Source organism: Vibrio sp. M260121, assembly GCF_036533715.1.
GTDB lineage: Bacteria > Pseudomonadota > Gammaproteobacteria > Enterobacterales > Vibrionaceae > Vibrio.
The window spans coordinates 1-15,811 of the sequence record NZ_JATABF010000055.1; the positions used below are offsets into that span (position 1 = coordinate 1).

General features: G+C 40.2%; 22 protein-coding genes. 1 reads left to right on the forward strand and 21 read right to left on the reverse strand.

Annotated elements, in window-relative coordinates; genetic code table 11:
• Window positions 1–149: 149 nt before the first annotated feature.
• The 13 genes from QTO06_RS22460 to QTO06_RS22520 form a co-directional block, all read right to left on the reverse strand.
• Window positions 150–869 (reverse strand): hypothetical protein, encoded by a 720-nt coding sequence (locus QTO06_RS22460; protein ID WP_331409877.1) that lies wholly within the window; start codon window positions 867–869, stop codon window positions 150–152.
• A gap of 184 nt (window positions 870–1,053) precedes the next feature.
• Window positions 1,054–1,422: a trypco2 family protein gene (locus tag QTO06_RS22465; RefSeq protein WP_331409878.1), complete on the reverse strand. Its 369-nt coding sequence runs from the start codon at window positions 1,420–1,422 to the stop codon at window positions 1,054–1,056.
• A gap of 148 nt (window positions 1,423–1,570) precedes the next feature.
• Window positions 1,571–1,771, reverse strand: coding sequence for a hypothetical protein (locus QTO06_RS22470; RefSeq protein WP_331409880.1), 201 nt, complete (start codon window positions 1,769–1,771; stop codon window positions 1,571–1,573).
• Window positions 1,772–1,785: 14 nt separating this feature from the next.
• The gene (locus QTO06_RS22475; protein ID WP_331409882.1) at window positions 1,786–2,049 is read right to left on the reverse strand and encodes a hypothetical protein; all 264 of its coding nucleotides are present in this window, start codon (window positions 2,047–2,049) and stop codon (window positions 1,786–1,788) included.
• A gap of 147 nt (window positions 2,050–2,196) precedes the next feature.
• Window positions 2,197–2,661, reverse strand: coding sequence for a hypothetical protein (locus QTO06_RS22480; protein ID WP_025633588.1), 465 nt, complete (start codon window positions 2,659–2,661; stop codon window positions 2,197–2,199).
• Between the two features lie 157 nt (window positions 2,662–2,818).
• Entirely contained in the window at window positions 2,819–3,142 is a 324-nt protein-coding gene (locus QTO06_RS22485; protein WP_038940623.1) for a hypothetical protein, read from the reverse strand.
• Between the two features lie 141 nt (window positions 3,143–3,283).
• The gene (locus tag QTO06_RS22490; RefSeq protein WP_331409886.1) at window positions 3,284–3,778 is read right to left on the reverse strand and encodes a hypothetical protein; all 495 of its coding nucleotides are present in this window, start codon (window positions 3,776–3,778) and stop codon (window positions 3,284–3,286) included.
• A 156-nt stretch (window positions 3,779–3,934) separates the two neighbouring features.
• Entirely contained in the window at window positions 3,935–4,288 is a 354-nt protein-coding gene (locus QTO06_RS22495) for a hypothetical protein (RefSeq protein WP_331409887.1), read from the reverse strand.
• Between the two features lie 151 nt (window positions 4,289–4,439).
• Window positions 4,440–4,751 (reverse strand): hypothetical protein, encoded by a 312-nt coding sequence (locus tag QTO06_RS22500; protein ID WP_331409888.1) that lies wholly within the window; start codon window positions 4,749–4,751, stop codon window positions 4,440–4,442.
• 1,164 nt (window positions 4,752–5,915) lie between these two features.
• On the reverse strand, window positions 5,916–6,425 hold the full coding sequence (locus QTO06_RS22505; protein ID WP_213908296.1) for a DUF4303 domain-containing protein: 510 nt from the start codon (window positions 6,423–6,425) through the stop codon (window positions 5,916–5,918).
• Between the two features lie 132 nt (window positions 6,426–6,557).
• Window positions 6,558–7,490 carry a hypothetical protein gene (locus QTO06_RS22510; protein ID WP_331409890.1) on the reverse strand — a complete coding sequence of 311 codons (933 nt, stop codon included), beginning with the start codon at window positions 7,488–7,490 and terminating at the stop codon, window positions 6,558–6,560.
• A 179-nt stretch (window positions 7,491–7,669) separates the two neighbouring features.
• Window positions 7,670–8,065, reverse strand: coding sequence for a hypothetical protein (locus QTO06_RS22515; RefSeq protein ID WP_331409891.1), 396 nt, complete (start codon window positions 8,063–8,065; stop codon window positions 7,670–7,672).
• Between the two features lie 209 nt (window positions 8,066–8,274).
• Window positions 8,275–8,757: a hypothetical protein gene (locus tag QTO06_RS22520; RefSeq protein WP_140373923.1), complete on the reverse strand. Its 483-nt coding sequence runs from the start codon at window positions 8,755–8,757 to the stop codon at window positions 8,275–8,277.
• A 246-nt stretch (window positions 8,758–9,003) separates the two neighbouring features.
• Between QTO06_RS22520 and QTO06_RS22525 the strand changes: the two genes are divergently transcribed.
• Window positions 9,004–9,363, forward strand: coding sequence for a hypothetical protein (locus QTO06_RS22525; protein WP_322523639.1), 360 nt, complete (start codon window positions 9,004–9,006; stop codon window positions 9,361–9,363).
• Window positions 9,364–9,518: 155 nt separating this feature from the next.
• On the opposite strand, the gene QTO06_RS22530 is transcribed toward QTO06_RS22525, so the two are convergent.
• The 8 genes from QTO06_RS22530 to QTO06_RS22565 form a co-directional block, all read right to left on the reverse strand.
• A complete protein-coding gene (locus QTO06_RS22530; RefSeq protein ID WP_331409896.1) occupies window positions 9,519–9,917 on the reverse strand; it encodes a putative signal transducing protein in 399 nt (132 codons plus the stop codon).
• Window positions 9,918–10,064: 147 nt separating this feature from the next.
• Window positions 10,065–11,033, reverse strand: a complete 969-nt coding sequence (locus QTO06_RS22535; protein WP_047482961.1) for a DUF2971 domain-containing protein — start codon at window positions 11,031–11,033, stop codon at window positions 10,065–10,067.
• A gap of 154 nt (window positions 11,034–11,187) precedes the next feature.
• Window positions 11,188–11,658 (reverse strand): hypothetical protein, encoded by a 471-nt coding sequence (locus QTO06_RS22540; protein WP_331409900.1) that lies wholly within the window; start codon window positions 11,656–11,658, stop codon window positions 11,188–11,190.
• 153 nt (window positions 11,659–11,811) lie between these two features.
• Complete coding sequence (locus QTO06_RS22545; protein ID WP_331409901.1) at window positions 11,812–12,114, reverse strand: 4-fold beta flower protein; 303 nt, start codon at window positions 12,112–12,114, stop codon at window positions 11,812–11,814.
• Between the two features lie 229 nt (window positions 12,115–12,343).
• Window positions 12,344–13,117 (reverse strand): nuclease-related domain-containing protein, encoded by a 774-nt coding sequence (locus QTO06_RS22550; RefSeq protein ID WP_331409902.1) that lies wholly within the window; start codon window positions 13,115–13,117, stop codon window positions 12,344–12,346.
• Window positions 13,118–13,254: 137 nt separating this feature from the next.
• The gene (locus QTO06_RS22555) at window positions 13,255–13,866 is read right to left on the reverse strand and encodes a DUF6988 family protein (RefSeq protein ID WP_331409904.1); all 612 of its coding nucleotides are present in this window, start codon (window positions 13,864–13,866) and stop codon (window positions 13,255–13,257) included.
• Between the two features lie 630 nt (window positions 13,867–14,496).
• On the reverse strand, window positions 14,497–14,673 hold the full coding sequence (locus QTO06_RS22560) for a hypothetical protein (protein ID WP_331409906.1): 177 nt from the start codon (window positions 14,671–14,673) through the stop codon (window positions 14,497–14,499).
• A gap of 456 nt (window positions 14,674–15,129) precedes the next feature.
• A complete protein-coding gene (locus tag QTO06_RS22565; protein ID WP_331409907.1) occupies window positions 15,130–15,789 on the reverse strand; it encodes a hypothetical protein in 660 nt (219 codons plus the stop codon).
• Window positions 15,790–15,811 lie beyond the last annotated feature (22 nt).

The window sequence follows — 15,811 nt, forward strand, 5'->3', positions numbered from 1 at the left end:
GAAATTGCACACAAATTAAATACGCGCCCACGCAAAAGACTTGGGTATAGGACACCAACGGAGTATATTCATGCGCATCTGTAGAAAGTGTCGCACTTCAAACTTGATACTAAGCCTCTTTACCTCGTAGGGAAAATATAAAACTATATTTATCCAACAACAAAATTTTCTAAATCAAGAGGTGAGTTTCCATCCTCTAACCTGAATAGATACTTTAATTTACTAATTTCAGGTAAAGGTAACTCAGAAACTTTAGTACCACATTCCAATTTTGCTTCAAAGATATATGCGCCATCATCTCTAATGATACTCATCATATAAAAGTCTTCCTTGCACTCATGTAGCACACCGATTTCAATCGCTTTATTTAGTTGTTTAGAGTTAAGCCAAAACATATCTATTTCAAAGTCATCTATATCTATATGTTTAACTTCATCTTTATCAAAGTCATTTTTTTTCTGATTATCGAAAATAGATTGCCTATAGCTTTGATTCATCGCTTCCTCTAACGCAAGTATCCCCTCTCTATCATCTTCAAAAGAGACGGGAGCACTCAAGATTTCAGCGTCATAAATGCAAAAGACGGTAGCTGAATTTTTCTGACTAAGTAAAAACTCAACTTCTTCCTTTTTTATAAAAAATCTAGCACACCCTTCGATTAACCAAGTCGCTTTTACTTGTACGTCGATATTTCTCTTTCTTTCCCCCTTAAAAAACTCTCGCGCTCTATTTGTTATACAAAGATCAAACCCAAAATCAGGATTGTACTTGTGAGCTTCTAGCCCATGAAAGAATGCCTTGCTCATGACATGATGCTCAGCGCTATTCCCAAAGTAAAAATTTTGATATGTATCTTTTGTTAATGGCATCTAGGCTCCTATTAATACATTGATGAAAATAGTCCTTTTCGTGAACTAATTGTTTGTGGGCTAACCCCAATTAAGGTGTGAAGCACGCGACCACGACACTTAACTTGACCACCGTAAACACTGAACTAAACCCAAACCAAAAAAGCCAAGCGTGCTGAATCACTCTTAAATTGTTTGTTATAAATCAGCGTATTGGAGCCGGGTTTAACCCTTTTCTAGGAGTGAGAAAACCACCGCCAGTACCACCGCCACTAGATTTGTCATCACTTCTCGGCACATTACTTGAGGGTTTAGAGGGAGTGACTAGTTCCAAGATAACTTTATGAACCCTCTCATTTTTTGATGAACCGCCCGCATTATACTTCAACAGTTTAAAGTCTATCCCTCCAGATTCCGTCTCTGAGTCGGTAACTATGAAATTGGCTTCTATCGTTAGCTTTTCTACTTCAAACAAAGCATCTTGTCCCTGAAGCTCCCTTTCTTCTTGAGATTCATAAAGTTCATTATGAACCTGACGAACAAGTTCCTTGATAAAGAGTGGCCTATCTGCCATGTTTTCCTCCTTGATTTTATAACGCCGCGTTAAGTGGTGAGCAACGCTACCACCCTACCAAAACCATTGTGCCGTAAACACTAAAGCTGAATCAAACCGAAAATGCCAAGCGTTGGGAATCCGTCTTAAACGCTTTGTTATATTTTTCTTATACTTGGCGCCAAACTCCCCCTTGAGGTCGTTCAAATACGTCCCTTTCTTTACAATCGTCATCGCTTGGGATTGACAAGATATCAGTATTATCATGTTCAGGAGTAATCAATCTTTCTGGCGGGCAAGTGGCTTGTTTATATTTTCCGTCATCCACATCTTTCAAAAATTTATCTAACTGCTCTGTCGTGTATTTCATTGTTACTCCTTATTTTATAACGCTTCGATCGCTGCTGGTATCGCCTGAACCGTAATACCCGAAAAGAGCAGTACGTATCCGACAATAGTTAAGATTCGATGTTTGACATATTTGCTTTTCATATACTCAGTCCTTTCTACAGATGAATTAACAGCAAATGCTTCTGAACCATCTTTGAAAAGAACATCTTTTGGCATAGAAAATAGAGCTAGCATGATGACACCAGCGGTATTAAGCACTATTCCAAGAAGTGGAAAGTACTTTATTAAAACTTCCATGTAGTTACTCCAAAAAAAATATAACGCTGCGTTAAGTGGTGAACAACGCCAACCACCAAGCCTAAACCGTTGTACCTTAAACACTAAATTTAACTTGAACTGAGATCGCCAAGCGTTGTGAATCCGCCTTAAACGCTTTGTTATGTGCTAGCTAGTTAACCAACTTTCAAGTTCAATTACCAATGCATCCTCACTGAACCCATCGACTTCTTTGAATATTTTCTGTTGAATATTATTAAACTTCTGACCAACATTTCCTCCAGAAACGTAATTTCTTATTACACTCGATGGAACAAATATAATTCCAGTACTTTCATGCCCTTCCCCAGCGATTACCCACCTTAAATTTGACTCAAAGTAATCTGGAGCTTTCGCAACTATTTCGGGCTGAAAGCCACCGCCACTTGAACTCCCAAAGCCTAAGCGCCCATGTGACTTTTTATGGTACTTTACCTCTATAAAATATAGAGAAGGCTTCTCACCATTACGACAGATGAGAATATCAACAGCTTTCTTGTTATCGAAAAGCTCTAAATCTTTATGATTTGAGCATATTCTCTTCTTTATCAGATCACGCAAGTAAGATTCAAATGCTGATTCATTCTCAAACACGAAATTTCTCCGAAAGGCACATAACGCCCAATTAAGGGGTGAACAACGCTACCACCCACACCTAAAGCATTGTGCCATAAACACTAAATTTGAAGTAGAAGCAAAAATGCCAAGCGTTGTGAATCCCTCTTAAATTGCTTGTTAGGTGAAATTCTTCCTACACGTACAAAGCTAACATTAATGACAGCCAAGTAAGTACAAACATAATGATGCTTGTATCTTCGATTTCGTTATTAATATGTAAGAACAACAGCGTGAAGAAAAATGCAATTGGAGTATTAACCATTGAGGAAAAATCTTGGGTAATCTCGTGTCCAGTTAGGGCTAAGAATCCGCGCCCCAAAAGTCCAAGCACCGATACTGCAAAAGTCATGCGAATCATCCATATTCTTAAGTGATGATCTGACTTCATCGGTTTCACGAAATTTAATTGGAATACATCTTTTAAAATGGCAATGATTTCTCGATCAGATTTACCCATTTAGTTCCTCTTTTTCACCTAACGCCCAATTAAGGTGTGAAGCACGCAACCACGGCACTTCATTTGAACACCGTAAACACTGAGCTAAAACCAAACCAACAATGCCAAGCGTGCTGAATCACTCTTAAATTGTTTGTTAGGTCAATTTTTAGACGGAAAACCTGGTAACTTTACTGCTGAAAAATAATCTACAGTTTCGTTGTTTACGACTTTATTGGCTGCCTTCATAAATTGTGTTGTAGACGCGATCACTATTTTTAACGCCTGAACTTCATCTTCGTCGTTAATAAGTTTTGCTCGCAACAAAGACTCATCATAGATATCTTTCAATGCGAGTAAATTCTGACTGGCTAGGTAATAACCCGACCAAGAACGCTTAAAAGCAAACAATGATGAAATGGAACTTACGAAAAGAAGCAATATAGAAACAATCTTCCCAAGTTCCGGTGAGCTATTGAGACCATACAAGACGACTAGAGATACAGACGTTAATAGCCCCGAAATATAAAAGTACAAACGGTGTTTGGGGTGCCGATTCTCATACCATTGCAAGTTATATTCAAAACTTCCCTTTACATCAGGGCCCTTGAAAAATACAAGCTCATTTATAGACTCCAAGTAGTCATTCAACTTCATCCTAGTTCTCCCTCTCTTGGAATTGCACTCGTTGACCTAACGCCCAATTAAGGGGTGAACAACGCCACTACCCAACCTAACGCATTGTACCGTAAACACTAAATTTGAAGTAGAAGCAAAAGTGCCAAGCGTTGTGAATCCCTCTTAAATTGCTTGTTATGTAGCGATGCTCGCAAGGACACAAACCAAGAATGCAGGCACCCCAGCTATAAGTAGTTTGATACAAAAAGCTGTATTTTCTGAGAACCGCTCATCATCGATTTCGTCCGTAATGCTACGGTCAACCATTGAGTCTGTAACCCTATCAACTTTGTCGTCAGACTGCCCTATACCACCCAAAGGCGGATACATGAAAAATAAGGCTGTCGTTCCCCATAAAAGTAGAACGATGAAAAATGCGTAGTCCGATACAAACTTAAGCCCAAAGAAGCCTGTGGACACCTCAAGGCCAACAACTATTACGGCTGCTATTACATTCGCAACCACTACAAATCGAACTAAACCAAGCATTTATACTCCATTTCTTACCTAGCTACATAACGCCCTGTTAAGGGGTGAGCAACGCTACCACCTAACCTAAAATTACCATCGTAATCACAATACTCAAATTGGAACCAAAAGTCCCAAGCGTTGGGAATCCCTCTTAAACAGTTTGTTATGTTTATTTCAGCCCACTGAGCTCTTTTTCCAACTGTTCTAGAGTTTCATACTGCTTTTCCTGATACTCTTCCAGAGCATCTTCTATGCCAATTCTGTTGAGGTTTTCTTTTTCGACAGTTCCGTCATTTAGAGCTGTTTCGAATATATTCGCGCGATTTTTGTATTCACTTAAAAGCGTTGTTAAAGCTGAAATTCGATTTGCTTGTGTTGTTAACACCTTTTGCTGTTCCGCGACCTTTCTAGTTCTAATTAGAGCAACAAGTGAAATCACAACAGCCAAAAGAGCAAGAACGGTGTTTATCATTTCAAACATGGTCAAATTTCTCCCGTAAACATAACGCCGCGTTAAGTGGTGAACAACGCACACCACCAAACCTAAACCATTGTACCTTAAACACTTAACCTAACTTGAACTGAGATCGCCAAGCGTTGTGAATCCGCCTTAAACGCCTTGTTAGGCGAAGTTTCCCGCCTGTGTTTAAGTGGCTTTGAAAACAGATTACCCGAAACCAAATAAGCAACCAAACACCCACTGATTTTTTGTGATTCAAGAACCACAAAAGTCACTATGTTACAGCCAAAATTTCGACAACCACGAAATACAGACTTTCAGCGATCAAGTCGCTTTTGAGGAAGCGAGACGCAAAACTGCAAACTTGAAGCGAGAACGAAAGCCTCGATTAACTTGCCCCTACCACACTTTAAGCCAATAAAATTCACAACTAACCAGCTGTGAAAACCAATGAGGCAACCCGCGAATTTTGGCATGTTTTACGGTTGGAGAGATTCAAGGATTTGAGCCGACAACGCTAAATTGCCGACTGAGAAAAACGAATGGCCGGAGATATAAGAAGATGAGAACAAAGAGCTTTCCTGCCCGTCGCCTAACGCTCTGTTAAGGGGTGAGCAGCGCATTACCGAAGCGACCGCACACCACCTTAAACACTAAAATCAACGCATAGCGAAAATGCCACGCGTTGCGAATCCCTCTTGAACAGTTTGTTAACTGAGCGCCTTTCAGTTTTCGCCGATCTTACAACCACTTTAGCCAAGGCTAGTTTTCCTAATTAATGATTAGTAAAGCTAACTCAAACATGTATTTAACTAGAAGATTACCGTTTATCTTTAGTTTGAAATGCGTCTCACAACACCATACTTCGGCGATGTAAGTGCGCCGAACTAATCGCGAATGCCTTATATTATTAGAAAGCTTGTTGCCGCCTTTCACATCAGTAAGCTTAAGTATCAAACTGAAATTAGTCGCATTAGCTCAGCTAAGGAAACCGACCGAAAATGCCAAATCTCTGAACCTAGAAACTGTATCATTGTGCTTGCGTATTTTCTGCGCCAGTTAACGCCTTGTTAAGGTGTGAGGCACGCAATACCGAAGCTCCCGCATACCACCTTAACCACTAAAACTTACGCATAGCAAAAATGCCACGCGTGCCGAATCACTCTTGAACAATTTGTTATACATTTATTCCGCCGCCTCTCGAAGCCAACTATCTAAGGACTCACGCGGATTTAACCTATATGCTCGTTCAACGTTTGTCGCGTCTGGCGGCATGATTTCTGCGTTGATATAAAGTTTATTTCGACAATTTAAGCTATCGAAGTAACCTTCAATATCCAAGCGCTTAAGAGTCAACTCCATCGCAGATAAAAGAGCTGCCGTAGTTTCTTCACTAAAACCACATTCAGCGGTCACATTGTCCAAAAGAAGTTCAACACCTGAGAAGTATTCATCACAGAAACCAAACAACGGTGAGTCTGCATATGACCATTTTATTTCTTCTCGGTCTTCAAAGGATGAAGCTTCGGTTTGCAATAGTTCGTCAGACCAAGCCGAAAATATAGGTCGATGCCCCTCTCCAGTTGTGACCAAAGCTACGTAATAAAAGTGATGCTGCGGAAACTCAGACGACAACCTTACTATTATTGATTTGGTCGCCTTGTAGAGCATATTTTCTAGTTGCTTAAGTTTCATATTGCTCCAAATGTATAACGCCCTGTTAAGGTGTGAGCAACGCTATACCGAAGCTCCCGCATACCACCTTAATCACCAAAACCAACGCATAGTAAAAATGCCACGCGTTGCGAATCACTCTTAAACAGTTTGTTAGTTGCCTTGTTCACCACTGCAGGTTAAACAAATATTATTCATATGAAACATACTCGAATCCTCAGGATAGATAACGTTGCCAAGGCATTCTTCATGTTCACATGGGGTTCGATTTACCTCTGCATACCCGTCGCATAACCAACAGTGAAGTTCGATGGCTTCCGGTTCATTTGGCTCTAAACATGCAAAATTTGCATTGATTAAACCACCTGTTTCAATAGAGTTTTCTTGGCAATGGGGACAAAGGTACCTCCGCCCACTGTTAGGCATACCGATCAACTTTTTGAATTTTCGTTGGGACAAGTAGTCTTCAAAGAACTTAAAGTACTGAAGCAACTGCATGTTCTCTTCATCTTCGTCAAAGAGACCATATAATGGTTCTGTGACCATAACCTCTCTGAAATCTGAAATCCAAGATGTTCCCCAAATTAAAGTTAAGAACTCTGCAATAACCTCAACAATGTAGTTTGGTTCGATAAAATCTCGATGCAAACCATGAGTAAACTTATTTCGTTTAACTCTTAATTCATCGAGCATCTTTAGTGCATTACCATCTAGAGTCTTACCTGTGAGTTTTTGATACTTTACGCATAAAATTTCACTCCCCTCTAAATACAGATCTTCAAAATCAACTATTTCTGGCGTTTCTATATGAACTTTAGACTCATCAGTTAATAGTTCGTGTGGATTTAGTTTGCTGACTTCATACTTAAAGTAGTTTTCAATGCTAAGAAATAGCATTATCAATGAGTTACCAAGGACCCCTTGCCTTGACTCCCATTCCTCTTCCAAGTCACTGTCACCAAAACCCGTTACAATTACAGCGGGCGAAATAGCTTGCTCCGTTTTGAAAACATGATCTATAGACTGCGCCAAATATTGGATGCTAAGACTTTTAAACTCATCTGGATCGGGTAGATTCTCGATCATTGTTAAACCCTTACTCAAAGTTGTTGAAGGCAACTAACGCCCTGTTAAGGTGTGAGCAACGCAATACCAATGCTACCGCATACCACCTTAAACGCAAAACGCAACGCATAGCAAAAATGCCACGCGTTGCGAATCACTCTTAAACAGTTTGTTAGCAATATTTCTTACAATGTAGGATATTAGCTAGCTGGAGCTTCAGGACAGTTTGGAGTAACTTCGTAATGAGAAGAATCTGTCTCCCAAGCCGAACCTGTTAGAAGGTCTGTTGGAATTGAGATAATACCAAAGTCAATTAAAACGTTAAGGAATAAACTTTTACCCCACTGAAAACTATAATCAGTGGTCACAGTCGTCTGTTCACACCCTGTTTTCTGTGCAACTACAGTATGCGCATCACCACGTGGTACGGTAATGCTAGCGTGATCTTTTCCATGGTATTTGCCGTCAATAAATAACTTAGTTCCCTCTTCACGAGAACTAAACGAAATCTGTTCGTTTGAGCCATTGGTGATAGTAGAACAGCCTGACGCGAGTAAAGAGCCCATAATTAAAGAGCAAATTGTTAACTTTTTCATATTTAACTTATTGAATAAAAAAAAAGGGGGTAATTATATTTGCAAACTATCTTCATTCAATCTAGGTAATCTATTGTCACGATTAATATTGCTAACGCCCTGTTAAGGTGTGAGCAACGCAATACAAAAGCCGCTGCATAACATCTTAAACACTAAATGCAACGCATTGTAAAAATGCCAAGCGTTGCGAATCACTCTTAAACAGATTGTTATACGTTTTCTTTGTACAAGCGATCGAGTTCCTTATATGCATCAACCATAACATCACGAGAATTATGGCTTTCATTCATAGAATACCCTTTAGGGATGTTTCTATTATTTATGTACATCGTAGTGGCAATCTCTAAACGTGTACTTGTAGCGTTAATTTTCGCAGCATGATGCATTAGTTGTGCCTGCTCAGTTTGAGCTTTTGCTGCTCTACTTAACTCCCCACGGTGATTTGATAGTTCATCACGGGTTAATTTTAGCTCCTGCCTTTGCAACTCCAGCTCTTTACTCTGAAGAACAATGGCATATATAACACCACAAAATGCAAGCCCAGAAAAAAGAGTATTCACTACACCAAACATACCACCAAACGAGTTTCTAGCATCCCAATTTGGCAATTCAAAATACATCACAGCTCCAAGTGCAACCTGCACCAAAACAACTGCACCAAACATTGCCCATAGGGCTCTATATTTACTCATAACTTTCACTCAAACGTATAACGCCCTGCTAAGGGGTGAGCAACGCAATACCGAAGCCGCTGCATACCACCTTAATCACTTAAACCAACGCATAGTAAAAATGCCACGCGTTGCGAATCCCTCTTGAGCAGTTTGTTAGTTTGCAAACCCAAAGCGTTGATTTTACGTTATTTTAAGCTTTGCAAACAATAAACCTTAGGCGTTTTGATGCATTTAAGTCAGGCGTAGTCTCAAAGCGGCTACTCAATGAAACCACGTGGAACAAACAACGCCGCAGAAAACGAACTAACAACACCAAAAAGCGCTTTTGGAAAACCAATATCACAATGCGGGCTTTCAACAAAGCCACTGAAACCACATGAACTTACCACACCAGAGAAAACACCATTTCAGCGAGTAGATCGGCTTTTGCACCAACAAACTCAACGAGCAGAGTTTCAGCAAAAAAGTTCGACTCAGGTAACCCAAAAGTCGCCGCACCAAAGAACAAATCAACCGTTGAAACGATGCCAATTTTGGATTTTCACCACGCCAGTTAACACTGAAATTGAACACCAATATGACAATTTAGACTTTCAGCTTTTACCACTAGATCTTGCGATATAGCTGCGTTTTTCCTCTTGCAAACTAACGCCGCGTTAAGGGGTGAACAACGCAATGCCACCTAACTAAACCTATTGTGCCATAAACACAAAAGTAAACTTTGAACCAAAACCGCCAAGCGTTGAGAATCCCTCTTGAACGCTTTGTTATACCACTACTCAAAGCTTTTCACTGAACTCCCCACACTGCTTACACTTGTAACCATGCTTGTAAAAGAACAGTGGAAAACCCAGTAAAATAAATACTAAGAAAGCTGGACGCTTACCTTTTGTAAATGCAAATAGCTCTGTGCTACCACAGTTAGGACAAACATCTTTTGCTTCATCGGCAACTTCATTTTCCAATGATTCTGAGAAGTCACCACTAAGTATTTGTTTCGCTTCCTCTGCATCACTCTCGGCCACCATCAGACGAACACCGCCCATAGCGTTTGAATAAAGCCACTGAGTATTCACCGTGTGCTCGTCAGCGATGTGACTTTCTATCCCGGCACTATCTAGACTCGCTTTCGCAATATGAGCTTCATGAGGAAAAGAAAACCTTGCTACTACAATCACATATTACTCCTTGTGGTATAACGCCCTGTTAAGGTGTGAGCAACGCAATACCGATGTCGCCGCATACCACCTTAAACACCTAAACCAACGCATAGTAAAAATGCCGCGCGTTGCGAATCACTCTTAAACAGTTTGTTAGCCCTGTGGTTATTTAAACTTCATGTTCCTTAGCACCTCTTCTGCGACCCTGGGATCAACAAAATAACTAGGACTACCATACCTAGTCATCACCTCATGCCCATCAAAGTGATCATACTGCCCTAGTTTCTTAACCCTGTTAGTCTCAACTTTCCATTGCTCTTCTGACATGGGTGTCAATTGAAAGCCAGAATCATCTTGGTACATTTGGAGATATTCTACAGAGTTTCCTAGTATATCTTTGACTAACTTTTTATCTTCTTCTGGTGTTCTGCAACCGAAAAAAACACCTTTGATTTTCGCATCAAGTTCGATTAGCTGACCATTGCCTTGAGAGTTGTGGATGATGTCTCGCCATTCCTTTTCATAAAACCAATCTTCGTATTTAGTGAACAAGCACATCGACAATACATCATGATCTTGTGGGTGCTCATTAGAGGAAAACTTTCTACTTTTCCAATATTCTGCATGAGAGATTCTTGGGTAATGCCGGCTGTAACGAACAGGTCGACAACTCGAACGACCAAGCATATTATCTTCTGTACGTTCAAATGTAATCACTATCCCTTTGTGTTCATCTGCGTAGTGCGACCACATTAAACTATGATCGTGAATTTCACTAAAACACATTACTGCGTAATTTTTTGATTGCTCTTCCAGCTTGTCATTTCTTCGTTGGGTTAGTTTATATAGAAACTCATGAAACTCTTTTTCATTACCTTTCTCGGCTGCTTCTTTAGACCTCGATGCAAGATAATATTCTAGGTGGTCCATATCTTCAAAATGACCAATATACTCGCCATCCATTGGAACTTTTAATGGTCTAATCTTACAGTCAAAAGGATCGTTAAATGTATGTGGCGCCGCGTACCAAACAGCTCTATTACGTAAAATATTTAACGTATTTTCATTAATTGAACCATCTGAATGACGAAGTGTTCGATACTTCGATAAATATTGAACATTTGGATATTCCATATAAACCTCTAGATATGGAGAAAAGGGCTAACGCCCTGCTAAGGGGTGAGCAACGCAATACCGATGCCGCCGCATACCACCTTAATCACTAAATTCAACGCATAGTAAAAATGCCACGCGTTGCGAATCACTCTTAAACAGTTTGTTAGCAATATTACTCCATAGGCATTGAGGGATACTTATCCGGATTAGCTGCTCTTTTGAGGATGTATATCATTTCGTAGATACTTAATAGCACTATAGAGCCAACATACATCCAAGCAAAAAATTGAAACGATAATTTGAAGATGTAACAAATGAAAAGTATCAAGTAAACGTTTATCGCATTATTAATCGAATGACGGTAAAACCATTCTTTAGCACTACCTAACATCGAACGGTCCAACTTGAACTTCAGTGTACAAACAGATGCACTAATTGTAGAAACAAACTGAGGCAACACAATTCCTGGAGTGCTTAGGGCTAAAGAAACTAAAACTAGCTTTAAAGTTTCAAGTTCAATAAACAAGTTCCTTTTGTATAGGAACATCATTAGCAACCCGGGAGCTAAGGCTGAAACGAAAAACAAAGTGACACCTGTTGCTGTATCTATGTCAATCTTCTTTACTTCATCAACTACATTCATTATTTACTCCATATTGCTAACGCCGCATTAAGGTGTGAGTAACGCTACCACGAAACTTAACCATACCACTGTAAACACAAAACCCAACGGTGGCACCAAAAATGCCAAGCGTTGGGAATCACTCTTAAATGCTTTGTTAGGCTAACCTTGAATCTACCTGATAAATTGGTTCCAATCTTGACCCCAGCCTAGCGATGGAATAGCCGGAATGGGTGGAATTGACGGGATCGCGGGAATCGGTAAGATTGGTCCTCCTGTGGCACCATCCAAAAATGCGACAACGCCACCATTGTGATCACGAAACAAGCCATTATCCAAAATGCCTAGGTGTTCACCATTGCGGTTATATACATTGGCGCCATTTATCACGGCTAAGTGAGCACCATTTAAATCGTAGATATTTTCGCCATTAACCCAAGCGGTTGTATTACCACTATTATTATAAATTGGTTTCATGATACATCCTCTAAATTACTGTACACTTACTGAAATTGGGGGGGGGGCTGTAAAAATATCAATGCAAACTGTTGTCTATAAGTTATTTGTGTGACGACGCTCAAAGTGAGCCTAACGCCCTGTTAAGGTGTGAGCAACGCAATACCGAAGCTGCCGCATACCACCTTAAACACTAAAACCAACGCATAGTAAAAATGCCACGCGTTGCGAATCACTCTTAAACAGTTTGTTAGTTGAATTGTTTCACAGCCCTACACTTGGGAAAGGTTGAACACCCCCAAAACTGTTTGCCTATATTTTCACCACGCTTGGTTTCACGCAACACCATTTCAGAGCCGCAACGAGGGCACGCATTTGAGCTAACTTTGGATGCAACAACTTCTTTGATATGTTTACGATGCTTTAAATCCGTAATGACTCCGCGCTTTAACTTTAGCCGGTTTATAGACTCTGTTAACCGAGCATAATCCTTGTCAGAGAACACTACATCGTTAAATTGCTGAATGTATCGAATACTTCCTCGAGCGTAGGTAACGTTTGGAGGCATTTCGGTTTTAAAGGTACTGTCGCCGATGAAAACAATAACTGAATGCAAGTGTTCTTCACTGCAACCTAGCAAGGTTTCCAGAGCTTTTATGTGCTTGTAATTCTGATGCAGTGGGTTCTGAAATTTAGAGGAATGACGGTAAATCTTTTGTGTCCACTGTTTCTGGCGAGCTGAACCAAATACCCAACCTTTCATATTCTTAGTTTCAACGACGAAGATGCCATATCTAGAAACCACAATATGGTCGACTTGAGTTGTACCATCGTTAGTCGGCAACGTTACGTCTTTTATTAATGTGTAATCAGACTCTGGTAATTTGGACAAAAGACGGTTCACGAGAAACTCACCGAATACACCTTTTAGCCACCTACTTTTGAAAACGCTAACAATGAGCAATAAAGGCACTAGATACCAGACTTGCGCAAGCACATTAAGAAATGCTTCAAAAATATTCACGGATTTTCCCTATTCAACTAACGCCGCATTAAGGTGTGAGCAACGCAACCACGAAACCTAACCATACCACCGTAAACACAAAACCCAACGATGGAATGAAAAATGCCAAGCGTTGGGAATCACTCTTAAATGCTTTGTTATAAGCCACTTTGAACACAGTTAGCTGAAGGGTGAAACTCACTGTACTTTGCTACAATAGCGGAGAACACTTTATAAGCAGAGTCATCATCAGACATTTCTACAATTTTTCCAAAGGCGAGGATGGCGTACGTGTTTGAGAACATTAGTATTTGCGATATCAGTTCGTCATCAAAGTTGCTAATGATTTCATCGCCTTTCACTCTTCTTGATAGTTGAGCAGTACCTGAGTGAGTGAAGCTATTTAAGTTTGGCCAATAACGTTCTTTTGCTAGCTTTAGCCCATTGTTATGTTTCTTTTCTATTGCATCGACTAATTTATAAAAATTCTTGTTGAACGTGTCATTCCTTAACTTGGCAAAGTCTTCCTCACTAGCAAACTCTGAGAACCATAACCCTTTAACATAAGCCTCAAATATACAGCGGACTAAGCTAGCGGCTGAGCTATATAGCTGTCGTTCACATAAAACAATAACACTTCTATGGTGCTCAATGACCAAAGAATAAAAAAGTCCAGGAAACAGTAGTCTATCTTCTGAACCAGTAGTTAAACCCTCTAAGCCCTGACTAATTTCCTTAGACAAGCCCAATGATTTTGTTGTATCTGTCATGGTAAATCTCCATTGTGGCTTATAACGCCTTGCTAAGGTGTGAGTAACGCAATACAAAAGCTACCGCACGACGCCTTAATCACATAAGCCACCGCAAAGTAAAAATGCCACGCGTTACGAATCACTCTTAAGCAATTTGTTAGTACATGCGCTACTTCTATTTATGGACTCCAAGATATTGAAAAGTGGCATGATATGAAAGGCTTTGAACACTGAAGTGAGACGGGCAGCTACAAAACTTTACCGTCATTGAGAGACGGAAGTTGGCTAGAAGAAAAACGCACTGAACTCCCCCACTTTTACTGGCTTCAAATTAGAAAAGGATTCGATCCTCGCACTTCGACGGCAACGCCAAAGAAAGGCAATTCTGACTTAGTAAAAACCACGAAAGAGAAGAAGCGCCAAACAAATAGGCTAAGAGTTAGAAACCGTAAACGGTGAAATCAAAGCGAACACTCCGCATATAGTGCCACCGGAAAGAACGTGAGAGGTACAAACTGAAAGGTGTAAATGCGAACGCCAAAACAGATAAACACCAAAACTTATGACCTTTGATGCCAAACCCGTACTAACGCCCAATTAAGGGGTGAACAACGCCTCCACCCAACCTAAAACATTGTGCCATAAACACTAAATTTGAAGTAGAAGCAAAAATGCCGAGCGTTGTGAATCCCTCTTAAATTGCTTGTTATGTTTTACCACAAACACATGATTTAATTGAGAAAGAGCTGCTATTTCTGAAGCAAGCCACAAGGCAAGAACCAACTTGGCCACCAAAGGCAACCAACCAGAGACGAGTAATTCCACTTCCCCGCCCAATGAGGCAACCCGACCAAATAACAACAAGCGCCCTATCTTTCCAGTTAAAGCGCAAAACAATGCTGAATTGCCGAGACAACTGCCAAGCTGAAATGCTAATTGGCTAAGAACCTAAAAGCGCCTTTGAGCCAGCTAAACAAGAAGCCGACCGCCACGACCTGCCAATGAAGCAACCCACGAACATTGGCATGTTTTACGGCCTGAATGATTCAAGAACTTAGGCCGATAATGCGGATTTGCTGAGTCTACTCGGAACAAATTGCCAGAGGGACAAAGAACTAGAGCCTAAGACATTTAAGCCCTTGATTTCCATGTAAACATAACGCCAAATTAAGTAGTGAGCCACGCTGCCACCTACCTAAAGTATTGTGCCGTAAACACTAAATCTGATTCAAACCGAAAATGCCAAGCGTTGCGAATCTGCTTAAATTTATTGTTATGTTCCTAATAAAAACCATACTTCTCTTCGATGTATTCCATTAACTCTCTTAAAGAGGACTCGACCATACCCAAACTTTTCCGCAGGTATTCATATGATATGTCTAGTTGATCCGATGTGATGAAAATTAATTTCTCTTTCGCTGCTATTTTCTTAATTGCACTAGCTTTGCTTGCCTCAAGGGAGCTTAAGTTTCCATTAGCATGAGCAACGCAATTTCTTAGTTTCGTAATTTCTGATAGCGCATTCATAGTCTTTTGATCAAATGCGAAGTCGAAGCCCAAAACATGCTCAATATATTTATTGCACTTTGAAGGCAATGATTTAGCTGTAACATCTCTCAATTTTGGCGTTTTTTCTTCTTTTTTCCTTGTATACTCAAGTAGCTGTGTTACTGAATTCTCAAATAACGTATAGATACTAACCAACATTGGCATGCGAATAATACGCGGGATCTCGTCTTCGGCAATTCGGTAAACATGAGAGTATTCATCGTGCTCAAGACCACTGAAGCTCTTTTCCTCCGATGTAACGTAACTACTGCAAGATGCAGCAACACCAGACTCCATGTGTGTCAGGTATTCTTTAAGTACTATCAGCTCAACTTTAATGTGAATACCTGGATAAGAAACATCCAAGTTTAATATTCCTTGCAATGAAGCCATAAGCCATCTCTCAATTATCCCA

What these genes read in the sequence shown, in the direction of transcription:
- QTO06_RS22510 (WP_331409890.1), bottom strand. Translation starts at nt 7,490, where the DNA reads ATGATCGAGAATCTACCCGATCCAGATGAGTTTAAAAGTCTTAGCATC.
- QTO06_RS22565 (WP_331409907.1), bottom strand. Translation starts at nt 15,789, where the DNA reads ATGGCTTCATTGCAAGGAATATTAAACTTGGATGTTTCTTATCCAGGT.
- QTO06_RS22500 (WP_331409888.1), bottom strand. Translation starts at nt 4,751, where the DNA reads ATGTTTGAAATGATAAACACCGTTCTTGCTCTTTTGGCTGTTGTGATT.
- QTO06_RS22495 (WP_331409887.1), bottom strand. Translation starts at nt 4,288, where the DNA reads ATGCTTGGTTTAGTTCGATTTGTAGTGGTTGCGAATGTAATAGCAGCC.
- QTO06_RS22515 (WP_331409891.1), bottom strand. Translation starts at nt 8,065, where the DNA reads ATGAAAAAGTTAACAATTTGCTCTTTAATTATGGGCTCTTTACTCGCG.
- QTO06_RS22490 (WP_331409886.1), bottom strand. Translation starts at nt 3,778, where the DNA reads ATGAAGTTGAATGACTACTTGGAGTCTATAAATGAGCTTGTATTTTTC.
- QTO06_RS22460 (WP_331409877.1), bottom strand. Translation starts at nt 869, where the DNA reads ATGCCATTAACAAAAGATACATATCAAAATTTTTACTTTGGGAATAGC.
- QTO06_RS22465 (WP_331409878.1), bottom strand. Translation starts at nt 1,422, where the DNA reads ATGGCAGATAGGCCACTCTTTATCAAGGAACTTGTTCGTCAGGTTCAT.
- QTO06_RS22535 (WP_047482961.1), bottom strand. Translation starts at nt 11,033, where the DNA reads ATGGAATATCCAAATGTTCAATATTTATCGAAGTATCGAACACTTCGT.
- QTO06_RS22520 (WP_140373923.1), bottom strand. Translation starts at nt 8,757, where the DNA reads ATGAGTAAATATAGAGCCCTATGGGCAATGTTTGGTGCAGTTGTTTTG.
- QTO06_RS22505 (WP_213908296.1), bottom strand. Translation starts at nt 6,425, where the DNA reads ATGAAACTTAAGCAACTAGAAAATATGCTCTACAAGGCGACCAAATCA.
- QTO06_RS22470 (WP_331409880.1), bottom strand. Translation starts at nt 1,771, where the DNA reads ATGAAATACACGACAGAGCAGTTAGATAAATTTTTGAAAGATGTGGAT.
- QTO06_RS22485 (WP_038940623.1), bottom strand. Translation starts at nt 3,142, where the DNA reads ATGGGTAAATCTGATCGAGAAATCATTGCCATTTTAAAAGATGTATTC.
- QTO06_RS22540 (WP_331409900.1), bottom strand. Translation starts at nt 11,658, where the DNA reads ATGAATGTAGTTGATGAAGTAAAGAAGATTGACATAGATACAGCAACA.
- QTO06_RS22525 (WP_322523639.1), top strand. Translation starts at nt 9,004, where the DNA reads ATGAAACCACGTGGAACAAACAACGCCGCAGAAAACGAACTAACAACA.
- QTO06_RS22555 (WP_331409904.1), bottom strand. Translation starts at nt 13,866, where the DNA reads ATGACAGATACAACAAAATCATTGGGCTTGTCTAAGGAAATTAGTCAG.
- QTO06_RS22545 (WP_331409901.1), bottom strand. Translation starts at nt 12,114, where the DNA reads ATGAAACCAATTTATAATAATAGTGGTAATACAACCGCTTGGGTTAAT.
- QTO06_RS22475 (WP_331409882.1), bottom strand. Translation starts at nt 2,049, where the DNA reads ATGGAAGTTTTAATAAAGTACTTTCCACTTCTTGGAATAGTGCTTAAT.